Source organism: Actinacidiphila yeochonensis CN732 (genome assembly GCF_000745345.1).
GTDB classification, from domain to species: Bacteria; Actinomycetota; Actinomycetes; order Streptomycetales; family Streptomycetaceae; genus Actinacidiphila; species Actinacidiphila yeochonensis.
Window position 1 is genome coordinate 4,742,083 of the sequence record NZ_JQNR01000005.1, and the last position, 16,658, is coordinate 4,758,740.

Sequence of the window (16,658 nt, forward strand, 5' to 3'; positions counted from 1 at the left end):
CGCCGGGCGCGGCCGCCCGTCGGAGACACCGTGGCGCGCCCCGCGGAAAGCGACGCCGCGGAGACGGAACCGCGCCGCCGCCGCGCGCGTATTCCGTAGCGACCGTCGGAGATCCCGCGGCGCGCGCCGGTGGGAGGATGGTCACGGTCGGAAACTCGCACAACCACGACGACAAGGGGGCAGCCGCGAATGGCACGTGACGACGCCGTGGTCGGCTGCACGGGGGAGCTGCTCATCGCCACCCGGGGCCCGGCCGGTCCCGGTGAGGTCCTGGTGAGGGTGCGCGGCGGCTCGGAGACCTTTCTCGCCTGGTCGGACGAACCCCTGCCCAGGGGGACGACCGTGCTGGTGGTCGAGTCCCGCGGCAGCCGCCAGGTGGACGTCATCAAGTGGGTCGACCCCTTGGACGCCCTGGCCGGCTGAGCGGCGCAACTGAAGGAGAAGAAGAGGATGTTGGGTTACCGCGTGCCCGCCCCTGATGAGGCGATGCTCATCTCGGGCGGTCGGCGAGGGCTTGGCGGAGCGCCGTTCCGCGTCGTGACGGGGCACGGCAAGTTCGTGCTGCCGGTCTTCCGCAAGACCCGCTTCCTGACCCTGGCGATGTGCGAGGCCGAGGTCGCTGAGCGGTGCGTCACCCGGCAGGGCATCGGGCTCACGGTCAAGGCGGTGATCGCCTTCAAGGTCGGCAACGACCACGAGAGCATCGTCAACGCCGGCCAGCGCTTCCTGTCCGACCAGGACCAGATGGCGATCCTCACCGGGCGGATCTTCGCCGGGCACCTGAGGTCCATCATCGGCTCCATGACGGTCGAGGAGATCGTCACCGAGCGGCAGAAGCTCGCGATGGAGGTGCTGGAGACCTCCAAGGCGGAGATGGCCAAGATCGGGCTGATCGTGGACTCGCTCCAGATCCAGTCCATCGACGACGGGGACACCGGCTACATCGACGCGATGTCCGCGCCGCACAAGGCCGCGATCCAGCGGCAGGCGCAGATCGCCCAGGCGCAGGCCACCCAGGCGTCGGTGGAGGCCCAGCAGGTCGCGGCCCGCAACCAGGCCGAGTACGCCCGGCAGACCGCCGTGGTGCAGGCCGAGTACAACGCCCAGGTGGACCGCGCCCAGGCAGAGGCCGCCCAGGCCGGTCCGCTGGCCCAGGCGCACGCGCAGCAGGAGGTGCTGGCCGCGCAGACCGAACTGGCGCTGCGCGCGGCCGAGCTGCGCCAGCAGCAGCTGGTCGCGGAGATCGTCAAGCCCGCCGAGGCCGAGGCCGAGCGGATCCGGGTGCTGGCCGTCGCCGAGGCGGAGCGGATGCGCATCCAGGCCGAGGCGTCGGCCTCGCACAACCGGATCGCGCTGGACCGGATGCTCATCGAGCAGCTGCCGCAGATTGTCAAGGAGGCGTCGGCGGGTCTGGCCGGCGCCAACCTCAACGTCCTCAACGGCGCCGACGGCCTCGGTGAGCTGGCCGCCGGCCTGGTCAGCCAGGGCCTGAGCATCCTGGACTCGGTCCGCGCCAACCTCGGCGACTCCGGTGGCGGTACCGGCGCCGAGGTCGCCCTGCGGGAGCGCGAGGCCAAGGGCGGCAGCGGCTCCGGGCGCATCGACATCGGCTGACCCGGAACGCGGGAGCGCGTAAACGCGGGAACGCCGGTGCGGGCCGGTCCGGACACGGGCCGGCCCGTTCGCCATCCGTCGCCGTCCGCGCTCGCGCCGACCGCGCCCACAGGCGGTCGGGAAGCCGACGCGGAGCCGGCTCAGCCGGCCGCGGCCCGGGCGCCCGGGACGGCGGACGCCGCCGAGTCCGCAGGGCCGTCCGGGCGGGACGGCACTGCCGCCCGCGCGCCCTGGCGCACCCGGGCCCGGTAGCCGGCCACCTTCGCGAGGTTGCCGCACCGCTCCATCGAGCACCAGCGCCGGCGCCGCGCCTGCGAGTCGTCCACGAAGAGCAGCGAGCACGCCGGGTGGCCGCACTCCTTCACCCGGGCCAGGTCCGGCCCGCCCAGCAGCAGCACCCCGTCCCGCGCCACCGTCGCCAGTGCCGCCACCGCCTCGTCCCGCTGCTGCCACCGCACCCCCGGCGCCCCCGCGGCGAAAGCCAGCTGCGGCACGAGGTCCGGCCGGGCCGCGGCCCGGTTGAGCGCCGCGACGTCCGCCCGCGCGTACGAGGAGCCCTCCGTCGCGGCGCGCACCAGCCGGTACAGCGCCTCCCGCAGCGCCCGGGCCCGGGCCAGTTCGGCGCTGCCGACCCGCGGCAGCCCGGCCTCGGGGGCCAGCAGTCCGGCCGCCGCGAACCAGCGCGCCAGCGCCGCCGTGTCCGGCAGGCCCTCCACCGGGTCGGTGTGCCGCCGGCCCAGGGTCGCCGCGAAGTCCAGGCACACCCGGCCGCCGACGAAGGCGAATTCACCCCCGCCGCTGTCCGCCGACGCGTCCGCTGCCATCCCCCGACCGTAGCATGTGACACCTTTTCAGACGGTGTCGACCGGCTCCGCGCTCCTCCCCGTTCGGCCGTGCCGCACCCTCCCGTACGGCGCTACCGCCGGTAGCATCTCCGGCCCCGTCCACCTCGCCCGCCCGCCTCCACCGCGCCCCGCGAGGGCCGCCGCCGCAGGTCGCGGGCCCTTCCGGCCGGCCGCCGCGGGCGGCGGGTGCCGCCGCGCTCCGCTGGCGCGGCATCCGCCACCGGGGTACTACAGAAAGTGCGAAGCGGCGCCGCGCGGGCAGGCGCAGTGATCGGAACACCACCCGACCCACTGGAAGGGACGGACACCGTGGCACGACCGAAGATCCTCGTGGTGGGCGCCGGCTTCGCCGGAGTGGGCTGCGTACGGCGGATGGAGCGCAGACTCGACGCCGGCGAGGCCGACATCGCCCTGGTCACGCCCACCTCCTACCAGCTCTACCTGCCGCTGCTGCCACAGGTCGCCTCCGGCGTCCTGACCCCGCAGTCGATCGCGGTGTCCCTGCGCCGCAGCCAGAAGCACCGCACCCGCATCATTCCCGGCGGTGCGATCGGCGTCGACACCAAGGCGAAGGTGTGCGTCGTCCGGAAGATCACCGGCGAGATCGTCAACGAACCGTACGACTACCTGGTGCTCTCCCCGGGCAGCATCACCCGCACCTTCGACATCCCGGGCCTGGTCGACCACGCGCGCGGCATGAAGACCCTCGCCGAGGCGGCCTACGTCCGCGACCACGTCATCGCCCAGCTCGACCTCGCCGACGCCAGCCAGGACCCGGCCGAGCGCGCCTCCCGGCTGCAGTTCGTGGTGGTCGGCGGCGGCTACGCCGGGACCGAGACCGCGGCCTGCCTCCAGCGGCTGACCACCAACGCCGTCAAGCGCTATCCGCACCTGGACCCGTCCGAGATCAAGTGGCACCTGATCGACATCGCGCCCAAGCTGATGCCCGAGCTGGGCGACAAGCTCGGCCTGAGCGCCCTGAAGATCCTGCGCGACCGCGGCATCGACATCTCCCTCGGCGTGTCCGTGGCCAAGGCCGGGGCGGAGGAGGTCACCTTCACCGACGGCCGGGTGCTGCCCTGCCGGACGCTGATCTGGACGGCCGGCGTCGTCGCCAGCCCGCTGGTGGGGACCCTGGACGCCGAGACCGTCCGCGGCCGCCTCGCGGTGACCGCCCAGATGACCGTCCCCGGGCACGACGGCGTCTTCGCGCTCGGCGACGCCGCCGCCGTCCCGGACCTGGCCAAGGACGACGAGGGCGCCATCTGCCCGCCCACCGCGCAGCACGCGATGCGCCAAGGCCGCCGGGTCGCCGACAACGTCATCGCCACCCTCCGCGAGCAGCCGCTCCAGCCCTACATCCACAAGGACCTCGGCCTGGTCGTCGACCTGGGCGGCGCCGACGCCGTCTCCAAGCCGATGGGCGTCGAGCTGCGCGGCCTGCCGGCGCAGGCGGTGGCCCGCGGCTACCACTGGTCGGCGCTGCGCACCAACGTCGCCAAGACCCGGGTGCTGACCAACTGGCTGCTCAACGCGGCGGCCGGCGACGACTTCGTACGCACCGGCTTCCAGGCCCGCCGGCCCGCCACGCTGCGCGACTTCGAGTACACCGACGCCTACCTCACCCCCGAACAGATCCGCGAGCACGCCCAGGGCGGGCAGTTCCTGAAGAAGTGACCGGCGTCCTCCGCGCGGGTCGGCGGGGCCCGAGCCCACCGGCGCCGCCGTGCCCGGACCCACCCCGGGCCCGCGCACCCGGCGCCGGATGGCATGATCGGAGCGTGGCAGACCGCATCATCGCCGCCTGTGACGGCGCCTCCAAAGGAAACCCGGACCGGCCGCGTGGGCGTGGGTGACGGCCGGCGGGTCGGGCGAGCCCGACCGCTGGGAGGCGGGGCCGCTCGGCACCGCGACCAACAACGTCGCCGAGCTCACCGCGCTGGAGCGGCTGCTGTCGTCGGTGGACCCCGGCGTGCCGCTGGAGGTCCGGATGGACTCCCAGTACGCGATGAACGCCGTCACCAAGTGGCTGCCCGGCTGGAAGCGCAAGGGCTGGAAGACCACCGCCGGCAAGCCCGTGGCCAACCAGGAGCTGGTGGTGCGCATCGACGAGCTGCTGGCCGGCCGCAGCGTGGAGTTCCGCTACGTCCCCGCCCACCAGGTCGACGGCGACCGGCTCAACGACTTCGCCGACCGCGCCGCCAGCCAGGCCGCCGTCGTCCAGCAGCCCGCGGGCAGCGCGCTGGACTCGCCGGAGCCGCCGCCGGCCCCCGCGAGCAGCCGCAAACCCGCGAAGGCGCCGCGGTCCGGCACCGCCACCGGCACCGCGCCCGGCGGCGCCTCGGGCTCGGTGCGGACCGCGTCCGGGCCGCCGCGCACCCTCAAGGCCAAGTTCCCGGGGCGGTGCCGCTGCGGGCGCGCCTACGCGGTCGGCGAGCCCATCACCAAGAACGCCGACGGCTGGGGCCACCCGGACTGCCGCTGAGCCGGACCGCGGCCGGCCGGCTCACGCCTCGGGCTCCTCGGGCCCGTCCGCGGCCGCCCGGACCGCCCCGGGGCGCCGGAAGCGCAGCAGCAGCATCGCCGCGTCGTCCCGCAGCGGCCCGTCCGACCAGCGGATCAGGTCGGCCCGCAGCGTCTCCAGCGCCCGCTGCGGGTCCCCGTCGGCCAGCAGGTGCGCCCGCTCGCCCAGGGGGTAGAACACGCCTGCCGCGTCCCGCGTCTCGGTGACGCCGTCGGTGTAGAGCAGCAGCTGGTCGCCGGGCCCGAACCGCACCTCGAACGGCACCGCCGGCTCGGCCCGGTGCACGCCCAGGCCCAGCGGCAGCGAGTGCTCGGGCGGCTCGGGGAAGTCCACCGCCCCGTCGGGGCGCACGATCATCGGCGGCGGATGGCCGAAGTTCAGCACCCGGGTGCCCTGCCCGGGGGAGATCTCGGCCATGATCGCGGTGACGAACTTCTCGCCGCTCAACGCCCGGTCCGCCGCCCGCTGCACCCGCTCGCCCACCCCCTCCAGGGCCTTCTCGTCGTGCGCGGCCTCCCGGAACGCGCCCAGCACCACGGAGGCGGTCTCCACCGCCTCCAGGCCCTTGCCCTGGACGTCCCCGACGACCACCCGCACGCCGGCCGGCGACGGCACCACCTCGTAGAGGTCGCCGCCGATCCGCGCCTCCGCGACCGCCGAGGTGTACGACACCGCGGCCCGCAGGTGGCCGGCGCTGCGCGGCACCGGGCGCAGCAGCACCCGCTGGGCCACCTCCGCGATCGAGCGGACGTTCGCCAGCTCGGCCTCCCGGCGCTGCCGGGTGACCGCCGCGATCACGCCCGCGACCGTCACCCCGACCACGGCGCCGATCGCCGCGAAGCCCCGCCGCTCCTCGAACAGCCCGTCGACCACGCCCAGCACGCACACCACCGCCACCGCGAGCAGCCCGATCACGGCGGTGCGCACCCAGGAGCCGACCAGCCCGGCGAAGGCCGGGCCCAGGGCGACCAGCGGCAGCAGGCCGACGCTCTGCCCGGCGACGCCGTCCACCACCGCGACCAGCGCCATCACCACGTACGGCAGGACGGACAGCAGCAGCGGCGCGGACGGCGGCTGCCGGGCGCGGGTGCCGTCGAGGCCGCCCGCGGCGCCGCGCGGATACGGGCCCTCGGGCCGCCCCGGGGCGAGGCGGCGGCCGGGCAGGCGACGCAGCACGGTGGAACGGCTCCCTTCGGTCGGCGGCGCGGGGCCCAGGAGCGGAGCCCCGGAACCCACGCCGCGGACGGCGGGCGCCGGTTCCAGGCAATCATCCGGCCCGGTGGCCTGAACCCGCCGTTACCGCTTTGAGGCCACCGTCAAAGCTTTCCACGGCCTCGCCCGGACGGCTCCCGCTCGTATTCGGCCAGGCGTTCGGTGGGTAACCCCCGTGGCGCGTCGCGCGGTCCGCGGGCGGGGGCCGGCACCGCCGCGTCAGGACGGGGGGTTGCCCGTGGTGCCCGCCGCGAGGGGCGTGACGGTGAACGTGCCGGCGCAGACGGTCACCTGCCCGTCGGCGGTGAGCGCCTGCCGGCTGCCCGGCGGGTAGACCCTGACCTTCACCGACGCCGGCAGGCAGGTACCCATCCGGTTGGCGGTGTGGATGGTGTCGCTGGCCGCGGCGCCCGGCGCGAGGACGACGGGGGAGTAGGCGCGCGGGTCGCGGTCGGCGGGCTGTCCGATCTGCCTGCCGTCCGCGTCCAGCAGCGACACCCCCGGATAGCCGTCGACATGGCAGGAGGTGCCGCTGGTGTTGGTCAGCACCAGGTAGCGGTAGAGCTGGCCCGCCCCCGCGTCGCCGTCGCCCAGGGCCGCGCTCAGCTGCCCGGCCGCGCACATCGGTGTCCCTTCCGATGGCGACGGCGAGCCGCTGGGGGAGGTCCTCGGCGGCGGCGAGGGGGTCGGCGTGCCCCCGGCGGCGGTCCCCGCACCGGTGGAGGGGGCGGCCGTGACGGGGGCGGTTCGGGGGCGCCGGACGGCGTGGAAGCGGGAGCGGAAGGGGGCGTGGACGCGGGTGCGGGGAGGGAGGACACCCGGCTGCTCGCCGGCGGCGCCACCGCGTGGCCGTCGCCGCCCGGCGCGAGCGTCCCGGCGGCGTACAGCGTCACGGCGGCGACCGCCGTGACCGTGCCGACGCCCGCCGCCGCCCGCAGCCGCCGGCGCCGCGCCGCCGGCCCCGGACGCGCTCGAAGGCGCCCGGCGGCGGCGCCAGGTAGCCCGGCGCGGGGCGCAGCACCCGCTCCAGCGGGTCGGCGCCGTCGGCAGGCCCCTCGGCGCCCTCGAAACCCAGTCGGCCGAACCGGCCCAGGCGGTCCAGCCGCTCCAGGTGCTCCTGGCCGCCGTACCCGACGGCAGCGCCCGCGGCACCGGGGCCCGCCGGGTCCTCCGCGCCCTCCGGAGCGTTCGCGCCGCCCGCGCCCGGCGGGTCACCGCCGAGGCCCGCGGGGCGGCCGTCCGCGTCGTCGAAGCCGCCCGCGGGGTCAGGAAATCCGGTCATGCTGCTCCCCGAGCTTGGCGCGCAGCAGCTCCCGTGCCGCGTGCAGGTCGGCCTTGACGGTGCCCTCCCGGCGTCCCAGCAGTGCCGCCACCTCCCGTAGCGGCAGGTCGGCGTAGTAGTACAGCAGTGCGGGCGCGCGCAGCCGCTCCGGCAGTGACTGCACCAGTATCCGCACCGTCGGGTCGGCCGTCTCCGGCCGGCCGCGCACCTGCTCCTCCGTGGTCGCGCGGCGCAGCGCCCGCCGTTCGCGCTCCAGCCTGCGCCAGTGGTCGCGCACCAGGTTGGCCGCGGTGACGTACAGGAACCCGGCCGGCTCCTCCACCTTCGTCCAGCGGGCCCACAGGCGGGTGAACGACTCGGCGGCGATCTCGTGCGCCGTCCCGTCGTCGTCCACCAGCCCGCGCACCCAGCCGGCCAGCCGCGGGTACAGCGCCGCGAACAGCTCCGAGGCGGCTCGCTCTTGAGACCGGATGGCCCTTCCCCTCACTCGTCCCGCTCGTCCTCGCCGGCCCGGCGCCACCGGACCGCGCGGGGCGGCTCACGACCCGGAGACCAGCGAGGCGTAGACGATCACGTTGTCCGGGTAGCCGCCGCCCCCGCTGATCCGGGTGCCCCCGCAGGTGATGAGACGCAACTCCGGGCGGTCCACGTTCCCGTACACCTCCGCCGTGGGGAAGTGGGCCTTGGAGACGGTCTGCACCCGGTTGACGGAGAAGAGCGCGACCGAGCCGTCCGCGCGCGTCACCGACACCCGGTCGCCCGGCCGCATCCGGTCCAGGCGGAGGAACACCCCGTCCCCGTACCGGCCCACGGTCACGTGGCCGAGCAGCACCGAGGGGCCGAGCTGCCCGGGTGTCGGCGAGCCCTCGTACCAGCCGGCCGGGGCGTGCGCCTCGATCGGCGGCACCCCCACCGTGCCGTCGGCGGCCAGCCCGAGGGACATGACGGGGGTGTCGACCCCGATCGCGGGGATCCGCAGGCGGCTGGGCAGGGACCGGGCCATCGGTGCCGCGGCCGCGGCACCCCCGGACCCGGCGGAGCCGCCGAACCCCCGGAAGCGGACGGGGCCGTGGCGGCCGGCGCCGTCGCCGAGACGGCCGGCGAGCCGGCGCCGGCCGGGTGCGGCCCGCACCCGCACAGCGCCGCCAGGCCGGCCGCGGCGAGCACGGCGCCCGCCCGGCCGGCCCGGCCGCGCGGGCGTCGGCCCGGGCCGGCCGCGCCGCTCAACGGCCGGCCCGCGCCCCGCGGCGGCGCGCCACCGCGAGGCCCGCGCCGCCGAGCAGCAGGACGCCCGCTCCGGCCGCCGCGTACAGCCCGGTGTCGGAGCCGCCGGAGCCGGTTGCCGCCAGCCCGGTGTCGGGGGCGCCCGAGGGCACCGCCGAGATCTGGGCGCCGCCGGCGGTCCCGGTGCCGCCCGTCACGGTCGCGGACGCCGTCGGAGCCGCCGTGGGGCTGGCGCTGGGACCGCTGTTGCCGGGCGGGTTGCCGTCGTCGCCGGCGGCGAGCGGGGTGACGGTGAAGGTGCCCGAGCAGATCGCCACGGCGCCGGAGACCGTGGTGGAGGCGGTGTTGCCCGGCGGGTAGACCTTGACCTTCACCGAGTCCGGCAGGCAGCTGCCGATGCGGTTGGCGGTGTGGATGGTGTCGCTGGCCGCGGCGCCGGGCGCCAGGACGACGGGGGAGTACGTGCGCGGGTCGCGGTCGGCGGGCTGACCGATCTGCCTGCCGCTCGCGTCCAGCAGCGACACGCCCGGGTATCCGGTGAGGTGGCAGGTCGTCGAGCCGGTGTTGGTGAACACCAGCGTGTGGTAAAGCTGTCCGGCGCCCGCGTCGCTGCCGCCGAGCGAGACCGACAGCTGGGACGTGGCGCACATCGGGGTGGCGGAGGCGTCCGCCACCGGTGTGCCGGCCACCGCCGGCGCGGCGCCCAGCGCCGCGACCACGACTGCCGCGGCGCCCGCGGCCCATGAACCCTTGTACATGTCCTGACGTCCTTTCAGGAGGGTTTCCCGAGTCCCGGGTTCGGCCGTCGAGAGGCCGGACCGCCGGGGGCCGGGGGAGCTCCGGACCGTGCCGTCCGGGACTCGCAGCAGAGACGCCCCGGCCGCCCGCTTGGTTGTAAAGAAATGTCAAAGTCCTGGCCGTGTGCCGCCCCCGGTCCCAACCGTCCCGCTGACCTGCCGACTTCGGGATTCCGCGGAGCCTTCACTACGATCCTGTGATGATCATCCGAAAGCTCCTGGCCGTCGGGTCGGCCTGCGGCGTGCTCGCCGCACTGGCCTGCGGCCTCCTCCCGACGAGCGCCGCCGCCGACGAGCCGTCCCCGGCCGTCGGCACCCCCAAGGTGGAACTGGTCCTGGACGTCAGCGGCTCCATGAAGGCCCAGGACATAGACGGGCAGTCGCGGATGTCCGCGGCCAAGCAGGCCTTCGACGACGTCCTGGACTCCGTCCCCCAGGGTGTCGACCTCGGCATACGCACGCTGGGCGCCGACTACCCGGGCAACGACAAGAAGATCGGCTGCAAGGACACCAGGCAGCTGTACCCCGTGGGCGCCCTCAACCGCGACCAGGCCAAGGCCGCCGTCGCCACCCTCCAGCCCACCGGCTGGACCCCCATCGGGCCCGCCCTCCTCGGCGCGGCCGACGACCTCAAGGGCGGCGACGGCAGCCGCCGGCTGGTGCTGATCACCGACGGCGAGGACACCTGCGCCGCCAACCCCTGCGACGTCGCCCGGCAGATCGCGGCCCAGGGCATCGGCCTGACCATCGACACCCTCGGCCTCATCCCCGACGCCAGCACCCGCAACCAGCTCAGCTGCATCGCCGAGGCCACCGGCGGCACCTACACCACCGTCCAGCACCGCCAGCAGCTGACCACCCGCGTCAAGCAGCTCGTCAACCGCAGCACCGACACCGTGGTCACGCCCACCGCCACCCAGGGCACCGACAGCTGCGCGAACGCCCCGCTGCTCAAGCAGGGCCTCTACAGCGACCGCGAGACCTTCTCCGAGAACCGCTGGTACCGCGTCGACGTCGACCCGGGCGAGGAGCTGCGCGCCTCCGCCACCGTCTCCGACGACCGCGCCGTCAACACCGACTACGGCGTCCTGCTGCGCGCCGTCACCCGGCACGGACGGGAGATCGTCCGCGACGACGAGTCCGGCACCGGCCGCACCGACGCCGTCTCCGCCGGCATCCGCTACCCCAAGCCGGAGGCCGACGACGACACGCCGGCCGAGGAGGTCTGCCTGCAGATCGGCAACTCCTTCTCCGCGCCCGCGAGCGTCAAGACCGCACCCGGCCTGCCCGTCGAGCTGTCCATCGACCTCGTGCCCAGCCCGAGCCAGCCCTCCGACGTCGCCTTCCACGGCCTGGGCCGCGGCTGGTGGCTGCTGGGCCTGCTCGGCCTCACCGGCGCCGTCGCCGGACTGCTCACCGGCTGGACCACCCGCTGGCGCCTGAACACCGGGAGGACCCGCTGATGCGCACCGCACGCCTGCTCGGAGCGGCCGCGCTGCTCGCCGCGACCGCCCTCGGCGGCCTCACCGCGTCCGCCGCCGCGGACGACACGCCGACGGACACGCCCACCGACACCGCCACCGCCACGCCCGGCGCGGACGCCCCGCCCACCGAGGCCGGGACCGACTTCCGCACAGCGACCGTCGTCCAGCAGGGCGTCCAGGCCACCGCCAGCGCCTCCGCCGGCGACTACCTGTACTGGCAGTTCCCCGCCGACACCGGCGAGAACGTCACCGTCCACGCCACCGTCACCTTCCCGACCTCCGCCACCCGGCACGGCCCGTCCACCTGGCAGGTCGACGTCTACGACGGCCTGCGGCGGCACCAGGCGTGCCGCTACGGCGTGCAGACGGCGACGGTCGGCACCGGGGCGTCCACCGTCGACCTCGCCTGCCACCTGCGGACCATCCGCTCCTGGTCCGAGCCCTGGTCGAACGACCCGCTGCGCGGCGCCTACTACGTGCGGCTGACCGTCCTGGACCTGCCCTCCACCGACCTCGGCCAGCCCATCGCCGCGGCCATGAAGGCCACCTCCGACGGCACCGCCGGCCGCCAGGCGGTGGACGGCTCGGTCGCCCCCGTCGTCACCGCGAACGGCCCCCACCTGGCGCCCTCCGGCGGCTGGGCCGGCACCTGGTGGTCGCCGCGCTGGCTGTGGACGGCCGGCGGCGGACTGCTCGCCGTCGCCTTCGCGCTGGGCGCCCACCGGCTCGCCCGGGGCCCGCTGACCGGCCGCGCGGCGTACCGGTCCCCGGCCCCCGACGGGTACGGCGACCGGCCGCGCCCGCCGGCCGGGTACGGAGAGCAGGGCCGCGCGCCGGGCGGATACGGGGAGCAGGGCCGCCCGCCGGGCGGCTACGACGACCGTCCGCGTCCGCCCGCCGGCTACGGCGACTGACCGCGCCGCCCGGGTCCCGCGGCGGCCCTGACCGCGGCCGCGGGCCCGGGCCGGTGCGACGCGCGCCGGAGAGCGGGAGCGCCATGCCGGCGGCCCCGTTCTCCGGCAGGGCCCCGTCCTCCGGGCGGAACCGGCGTGTCTCGGGCAGGGCCGGCAGGGCACGCGGCACACCCCCGCGGCCGACCACCCCGAAGCGTCACCAGCCGGGTGCACCGGGTAACCTCTCGCCCTGGGTGGAGACGGCGGGAAGGACCGCCGGCCGCCGCCCGGCGCGGAACGCCCGCGGGCGCGTCCGCGACGTCCCGTCGTCCGCCCGGCACGGAACGGACAACCGCGGAAAGTCGTAGGAATGACCGCGCCGCGCCGGGGAAGGGGACGCCATGCAACCTGTCGAAGCCCGCCGTCGACCCGGCCCCGAACGAAACGGCACCCTGTGACCCCCCAGCAGCAGCCCGTCCCCGCCGCCCCTGACGAGCCGGCCGCCGACGTGCCCCGCGGCGCCCCGTGCTGGGCCAACCTCACGGCCCGCGATCTGGAGGCGGCGGAGAAGTTCTACGGCTCCGTCCTCGGATGGGAGTTCCGCAACACCACCCTCGGCGACCACTTCGCCGTCGCGCTGAGCAACGGCCGGCCGGTGGCGGGCATCGGCGCCGTCGCCGTGGACATGCAGATCGCCGTGGGCTGGACCCCGATCTTCTTCGTCCCCCAGGTGGACGACGCGGCCGCGCGCATCCGCGAGCGCAGCGCCACCGTGGCGCTCGGACCGGTCGCCTTCGCCTCCGGCCGCGCGCTGATCGCCGCCGACCGCGACGGAGCCGTCTTCGGCGTCTGGGACGGCCGCCTCCCGCAGGGCTGGGAGTCCTACCACGACCAGGGCCCGGTCATCGTGCGGCTGCGCACCCGCGACGCCTTCGAGGCCGCCATCTTCTACGGCGGCGTGCTGGCCTGGGCCGACGGCAGCGCGGACGGCTGCACCGTCGACTACGAGCACGACGAGGTCGTGGTGCGCAGCGGCGCCGGCGTGGTGGCCCGGCTCAGCTCCGGCGCGGTGGAGGCGGCGCCCGACCCGCGCGTCCGCCCGCACTGGGACGTCCAGTTCACCGTCCCCGACATCGACGCCTGCGTCGACGCCGCGCGCGGCCTGGGCGGCGCCCTCATCGACCGCGGCCGCGACAGCGTCTGGGAGCACGCCGAGCTGCGCGACCCCGACGGCGGCCTCTTCACCATCGTCACCCTGCTGGCGGACCCCTCTGCGGAGGACCCGGCGGACGCCTGACCCCGGACCGGCCCGCCGCCTGACCCCCCGACCGGCCCGCCGCCCGGCCGGGGGCCCGCTCCTTCCGCCCGGGCTGAACGGTCCCACGGGACCCGGGGGCCCGGGGCCCCGGGCAGGGCCCGCCCCGCGGTCACGGCCCTGTACGGCGCCGTGACCCGGTGGCAGGGTGCCCTCTGCCGCCACCTCCCCCGGACCGAGGAGCACGCCCATGGCCTTCCGCCCGCTTCCCGCCTCCACGCCGGCCGCCGAGGGCGTCGACGCCCGGCGGGTCGGCGCGTTCCTCGACGCCCTGGAGGGCAGCGGGCACACCCTCCCGCGCGGACTGGTGGTCCTGCGCCACGGCAGGGTCGTCGCCCAGGGCACGTGGGCCCCCCGGACACCCGAGCGGCCCCAGCTGCTGTACTCCCTCAGCAAGAGCTTCACCTCCGCCGCCGCCGGACTCGCGGTGGCCGACGGGCTGCTGGACCTGGACGCCACCGTCCTGTCGTACTTCCCCGAACTCGACTCCCGGGTCGTCGATCCGCGCGGCCGCGCCATGCTGGTACGGCACATCGCCGCCATGGCCAGCGGCCACACCGGTGAGACCTGGGGCACCGCGCGGGCCGACCGGGAGGAGCCGGTACGGGGCTTCCTGAACCAGCCGCCGCAGCGCGAACCCGGGACGGTCTTCGCGTACAACCAGTCGAACACCTACACCCTGGGCGCGATCGTGCAGCGCCTGGCCGGCACCACCCTCCTCGGATACCTGCGCCCCCGGCTGCTGGACCCGCTCGGCATCGGCCCGGCGGCGTGGGAGGCCGACCCGCTCGGCCGCGAACTCGGCTTCTCCGGCCTCTACGCCACCACCGACGCGGTGGCCCGCCTCGGCCAGCTCCACCTCGCGGCCGGCCGGTGGGAGGGCCGTGAACTGCTGCCGCCCGCCTGGGTCGCGGAGGCCACCCGCCGCCACGTCGCCAACGGCACGGCCCCCGACTCGGACTGGGAGCAGGGCTACGGCTTCCAGTTCTGGATGTCCCGCCACGGCTACCGCGGCGACGGCGCCTACGGGCAGTTCTGCCTCGTCCTGCCCGAGCAGGACGCCGTGGTGGCCCTCACCAGCGAGAGCACCGACATGCGGGCACTGCTCGCCCTCGTCTGGGAGCACCTGCTGCCCGCCTTCACGCCGCAGGGCGGCGCGCCGCCGGCCGCGGCGGCCCGCGACGGCGACGACGAGGAGCTGCGCGCCCGCCTGGCGGCCCTGGCGCTCCCGCCCGGCCCCGGCGCCGCCGCCCCCGTCGAGCCGGCCGAGGACTGGGCGGCGGCGCCCTTCTCCGGCGCCGGCGACACGGCCGCCCGCGCGCTCGGCGTCACCGCCGCCCGCCTCGCCGCCGTCCCCGGCGGCTGGGAGCTGCTCCTGGAGACCCCGGAGGGGAAGACCGCGCTGCGCCACGACCGGCCCGGCCCGCACGGCTGGAGCACCGCCGAGCGCCCCTCGGCGCCCGTGCCGCTGGCGTTCGGCGGCGGCTGGACGGGTCCGGGCGCCTTCACCGCGACCCTGCTGCCGCTGGAGGTCCCGCACAGCATGACCGTCACCCTCGACCTGTCCGACCGCACGCTGGCCGTCCGCCCCCGCACCATCCCGCTGCACGGCACCCGGCTGGCCGTCTACGGCGCGCCGCTGCGCGAGGACCGGGAGATCGGCGGACACGCGGTGTGAGATGCGGCGGGCGACCGGCGTTCGCTAGGGTGTGACGCGAGTCACGTATGACTCCGGGAGATAGCGGGTACGTGGCGGTTCACGTCTTGAGCGCTCCGTGGTTGCGTACTCCTGACGTTCTCATATCGCTGACGCGGCGTTAACCGCCGCGTGTCCGGCCCGTCAAGCGGGCTGTTCCGGAGGGTGGTATTCAGTGAATCGGCACGAGTTCCTGCGGGGCCTGCACCGAGTGACGGCCACGCGCAACTACCTTGAGATCGGGGTCAACGACGGACGGAGCCTCACCCTGTCCCAGGTGCCCAGCATCGGCATCGACCCCGCCTTCAAGGTGAACGTCGAGCTGCGTGCGGACATCCACCTCGTGAAGGCGACCAGCGACGACTTCTTCGCCACCAAGGACCCGCTGGGCCACCTCAAGAGCGCCCGCAACCCGGTGAAGAACGCGCGCAAGGGCCGCCCGCTGTTCGCCCACTACCGCGGCGGCACGACCCTCGACCTCGCCTTCATCGACGGCATGCACCTCTTCGAGTACGCGCTGCGCGACTTCATGAACGTCGAGCGCTTCTCCCGCTGGGACTCCGTGATCGTCCTGGACGACATGCTGCCGCGCGACATCGACGAGGCGGCCCGCGACCGGCACACCGACGCCTGGACCGGCGACGTCTACAAGCTCATCCCCGTACTCGCCAAGTACCGCCCGGAGCTGACGGTCGTGCCGGTCGACACCGAGCCCACCGGCGTGCTGCTCATCCTGGGCGCCGACCCCGGCAGCACGGTGCTCAAGGACCACTACGACGAGATCGTGCAGGAGTGGGTGGTCCCGGACCCGCAGAAGGTCCCCGAGGGCATCCTCAGCCGCGTCGACGCCGTCTCCCCCGAGATGCTCCTGCGCGGCGGCTTCTGGACCGACCTGGTCCGCAACCGCAACCGCCGTGCCGCGCGGACCCGTTACGACGCCCTGCGCGGCCAGGTGAACGCGGCACTCGGCCGCTCCTGACCCGTTCCGGTGAGGGCCGCGCCGGGTCCGCGCGGCCGGTCCTCCCAGGGCCGGTGCCGCGCCGGTCCGGCACACCGTCCACCGCGATCCGCGCCCCCAACTCGACCTACCGCGGGCCCCGGAGCTCAGGGTGGCCGCGCAACTCGGCGGCCTCCAGCCGGAGTCCGGGGCGCCACTCCAGACCCGCCGGGCAGCCGCCGGGCCGCCTCCTCCCCGGCGGTGCCCCGGTAGCAGGGGTCGAGGACCGGCGCCGCCGCGTCCCGCGCGGGCACGACCGGGCCGTGCGCGTGTGCCCCGGTGCAGTCGCCAGGCGCGTCGCGGCGGTCCGCCTCGGCCAGCGCGACCAGTGCCATGCGCGAGGCCACCCCGAAGTCCTCCGGCTCGCAGAAGCTGTCGGGGTAGCAGAAGGTCGATCACGCCAGCGTCCCCGCGCAGCCGCAGCCGCAGCCGCAGCCGCAGCCGCAGCCGCACCGAGCCGAACCGCGGCGCCCCTCCGACGGGGCTGCGCCGGCGGTCCAGGGCTCCGTGCACCGGGCGGGTGCTCGGGCGGCGCGGTGTCGCAGATCCCGCCGAACATCCGGCTCTCCCGGCGCCACCGGCCGCCGCCGGGGAACGCGGTCAGGCCGCCGCCGTCCCCGTCGTGAACCGCGACCGGTGGACGCCGTCGGCGGCCGTCGCGTCCAGGACCGGCCTTCGCGTCCAGGACCGCCCGGCCGCCGCGGACCCGGCACGGGTGGAAGGTGAGCGTCACCCGCAGCGCCGGACCGACCGGCGCGCCGGTCGAGCGCTCCTC

At 75.9% G+C, this 16,658-nt stretch carries 15 protein-coding genes and 1 pseudogene; 9 read left to right on the plus strand and 7 right to left on the minus strand.

Annotated elements, in window-relative coordinates:
- Positions 1-189 precede the first annotated feature (189 nt).
- Positions 190-423 (plus strand): hypothetical protein, encoded by a 234-nt coding sequence (locus tag BS72_RS31345; RefSeq protein ID WP_037915357.1) that lies wholly within the window; start codon positions 190-192, stop codon positions 421-423.
- Positions 424-450: 27 nt separating this feature from the next.
- Positions 451-1,614 carry an SPFH domain-containing protein gene (locus BS72_RS31350; RefSeq protein ID WP_037915360.1) on the plus strand — a complete coding sequence of 388 codons (1,164 nt, stop codon included), beginning with the start codon at positions 451-453 and terminating at the stop codon, positions 1,612-1,614.
- Between the two features lie 140 nt (positions 1,615-1,754).
- Here BS72_RS31350 and BS72_RS31355 read toward each other — a convergent pair whose 3' ends face one another.
- Complete coding sequence (locus BS72_RS31355; RefSeq protein WP_063836172.1) at positions 1,755-2,438, minus strand: CGNR zinc finger domain-containing protein; 684 nt, start codon at positions 2,436-2,438, stop codon at positions 1,755-1,757.
- Positions 2,439-2,768: 330 nt separating this feature from the next.
- Between BS72_RS31355 and BS72_RS31360 the strand changes: the two genes are divergently transcribed.
- Together BS72_RS31360 and BS72_RS31365 are read left to right on the plus strand one after the other, a co-directional pair.
- Positions 2,769-4,136: an NAD(P)/FAD-dependent oxidoreductase gene (locus BS72_RS31360; protein WP_037915362.1), complete on the plus strand. Its 1,368-nt coding sequence runs from the start codon at positions 2,769-2,771 to the stop codon at positions 4,134-4,136.
- A gap of 104 nt (positions 4,137-4,240) precedes the next feature.
- Positions 4,241-4,944, plus strand: a pseudogene (locus tag BS72_RS31365) (ribonuclease H family protein).
- A 21-nt stretch (positions 4,945-4,965) separates the two neighbouring features.
- Here BS72_RS31365 and BS72_RS31370 read toward each other — a convergent pair.
- The 6 genes from BS72_RS31370 to BS72_RS32935 all read right to left on the minus strand — a co-directional run bounded on the left by BS72_RS31370 (position 4,966) and on the right by BS72_RS32935 (position 9,459).
- Positions 4,966-6,012 carry a PP2C family protein-serine/threonine phosphatase gene (locus BS72_RS31370; protein ID WP_051952083.1) on the minus strand — a complete coding sequence of 349 codons (1,047 nt, stop codon included), beginning with the start codon at positions 6,010-6,012 and terminating at the stop codon, positions 4,966-4,968.
- Positions 6,013-6,414: 402 nt separating this feature from the next.
- Complete coding sequence (locus BS72_RS31375; protein ID WP_051951881.1) at positions 6,415-6,819, minus strand: DUF4232 domain-containing protein; 405 nt, start codon at positions 6,817-6,819, stop codon at positions 6,415-6,417.
- Positions 6,820-7,084: 265 nt separating this feature from the next.
- Positions 7,085-7,477 (minus strand): hypothetical protein, encoded by a 393-nt coding sequence (locus BS72_RS32930; RefSeq protein WP_051951882.1) that lies wholly within the window; start codon positions 7,475-7,477, stop codon positions 7,085-7,087.
- Positions 7,461-7,964, minus strand: coding sequence for an RNA polymerase sigma factor (locus tag BS72_RS31380; RefSeq protein WP_232792597.1), 504 nt, complete (start codon positions 7,962-7,964; stop codon positions 7,461-7,463). The genes BS72_RS32930 and BS72_RS31380 overlap by 17 nt, the downstream gene beginning before the upstream one ends.
- A gap of 51 nt (positions 7,965-8,015) precedes the next feature.
- Positions 8,016-8,609 carry a class F sortase gene (locus BS72_RS31385; RefSeq protein ID WP_232792598.1) on the minus strand — a complete coding sequence of 198 codons (594 nt, stop codon included), beginning with the start codon at positions 8,607-8,609 and terminating at the stop codon, positions 8,016-8,018.
- 91 nt (positions 8,610-8,700) lie between these two features.
- Entirely contained in the window at positions 8,701-9,459 is a 759-nt protein-coding gene (locus BS72_RS32935; RefSeq protein WP_051951883.1) for a DUF4232 domain-containing protein, read from the minus strand.
- Positions 9,460-9,698: 239 nt separating this feature from the next.
- Between BS72_RS32935 and BS72_RS31395 the strand changes: the two genes are divergently transcribed.
- The 5 genes from BS72_RS31395 (at position 9,699) to BS72_RS31415 (ending at position 15,865) form a co-directional block, all read left to right on the plus strand.
- The gene (locus tag BS72_RS31395) at positions 9,699-10,961 is read left to right on the plus strand and encodes a VWA domain-containing protein (protein ID WP_037915365.1); all 1,263 of its coding nucleotides are present in this window, start codon (positions 9,699-9,701) and stop codon (positions 10,959-10,961) included.
- On the plus strand, positions 10,961-11,896 hold the full coding sequence (locus BS72_RS31400; protein WP_063836173.1) for a hypothetical protein: 936 nt from the start codon (positions 10,961-10,963) through the stop codon (positions 11,894-11,896). Before BS72_RS31395 ends, BS72_RS31400 begins: the two co-directional genes overlap by 1 nt.
- Before the next feature lie 433 nt (positions 11,897-12,329).
- The gene (locus BS72_RS36915) at positions 12,330-13,172 is read left to right on the plus strand and encodes a VOC family protein (RefSeq protein ID WP_051951884.1); all 843 of its coding nucleotides are present in this window, start codon (positions 12,330-12,332) and stop codon (positions 13,170-13,172) included.
- Positions 13,173-13,380: 208 nt separating this feature from the next.
- Entirely contained in the window at positions 13,381-14,868 is a 1,488-nt protein-coding gene (locus tag BS72_RS31410) for a serine hydrolase domain-containing protein (protein WP_051951885.1), read from the plus strand.
- A 193-nt stretch (positions 14,869-15,061) separates the two neighbouring features.
- Positions 15,062-15,865 (plus strand): class I SAM-dependent methyltransferase, encoded by an 804-nt coding sequence (locus tag BS72_RS31415; protein WP_037915368.1) that lies wholly within the window; start codon positions 15,062-15,064, stop codon positions 15,863-15,865.
- Positions 15,866-16,658 lie beyond the last annotated feature (793 nt).

Coding starts and splice junctions, on each gene's coding strand:
- BS72_RS31410 (WP_051951885.1), top strand. CDS start 13,381: ATGGCCTTCCGCCCGCTTCCCGCCTCCACGCCGGCCGCCGAGGGCGTC.
- BS72_RS31370 (WP_051952083.1), bottom strand. CDS start 6,012: ATGGCGCTGGTCGCGGTGGTGGACGGCGTCGCCGGGCAGAGCGTCGGC.
- BS72_RS31345 (WP_037915357.1), top strand. CDS start 190: ATGGCACGTGACGACGCCGTGGTCGGCTGCACGGGGGAGCTGCTCATC.
- BS72_RS31400 (WP_063836173.1), top strand. CDS start 10,961: ATGCGCACCGCACGCCTGCTCGGAGCGGCCGCGCTGCTCGCCGCGACC.
- BS72_RS31395 (WP_037915365.1), top strand. CDS start 9,699: ATGATCATCCGAAAGCTCCTGGCCGTCGGGTCGGCCTGCGGCGTGCTC.
- BS72_RS31355 (WP_063836172.1), bottom strand. CDS start 2,438: ATGGCAGCGGACGCGTCGGCGGACAGCGGCGGGGGTGAATTCGCCTTC.
- BS72_RS32935 (WP_051951883.1), bottom strand. CDS start 9,459: ATGTACAAGGGTTCATGGGCCGCGGGCGCCGCGGCAGTCGTGGTCGCG.
- BS72_RS32930 (WP_051951882.1), bottom strand. CDS start 7,477: ATGACCGGATTTCCTGACCCCGCGGGCGGCTTCGACGACGCGGACGGC.
- BS72_RS31350 (WP_037915360.1), top strand. CDS start 451: ATGTTGGGTTACCGCGTGCCCGCCCCTGATGAGGCGATGCTCATCTCG.
- BS72_RS31375 (WP_051951881.1), bottom strand. CDS start 6,819: ATGTGCGCGGCCGGGCAGCTGAGCGCGGCCCTGGGCGACGGCGACGCG.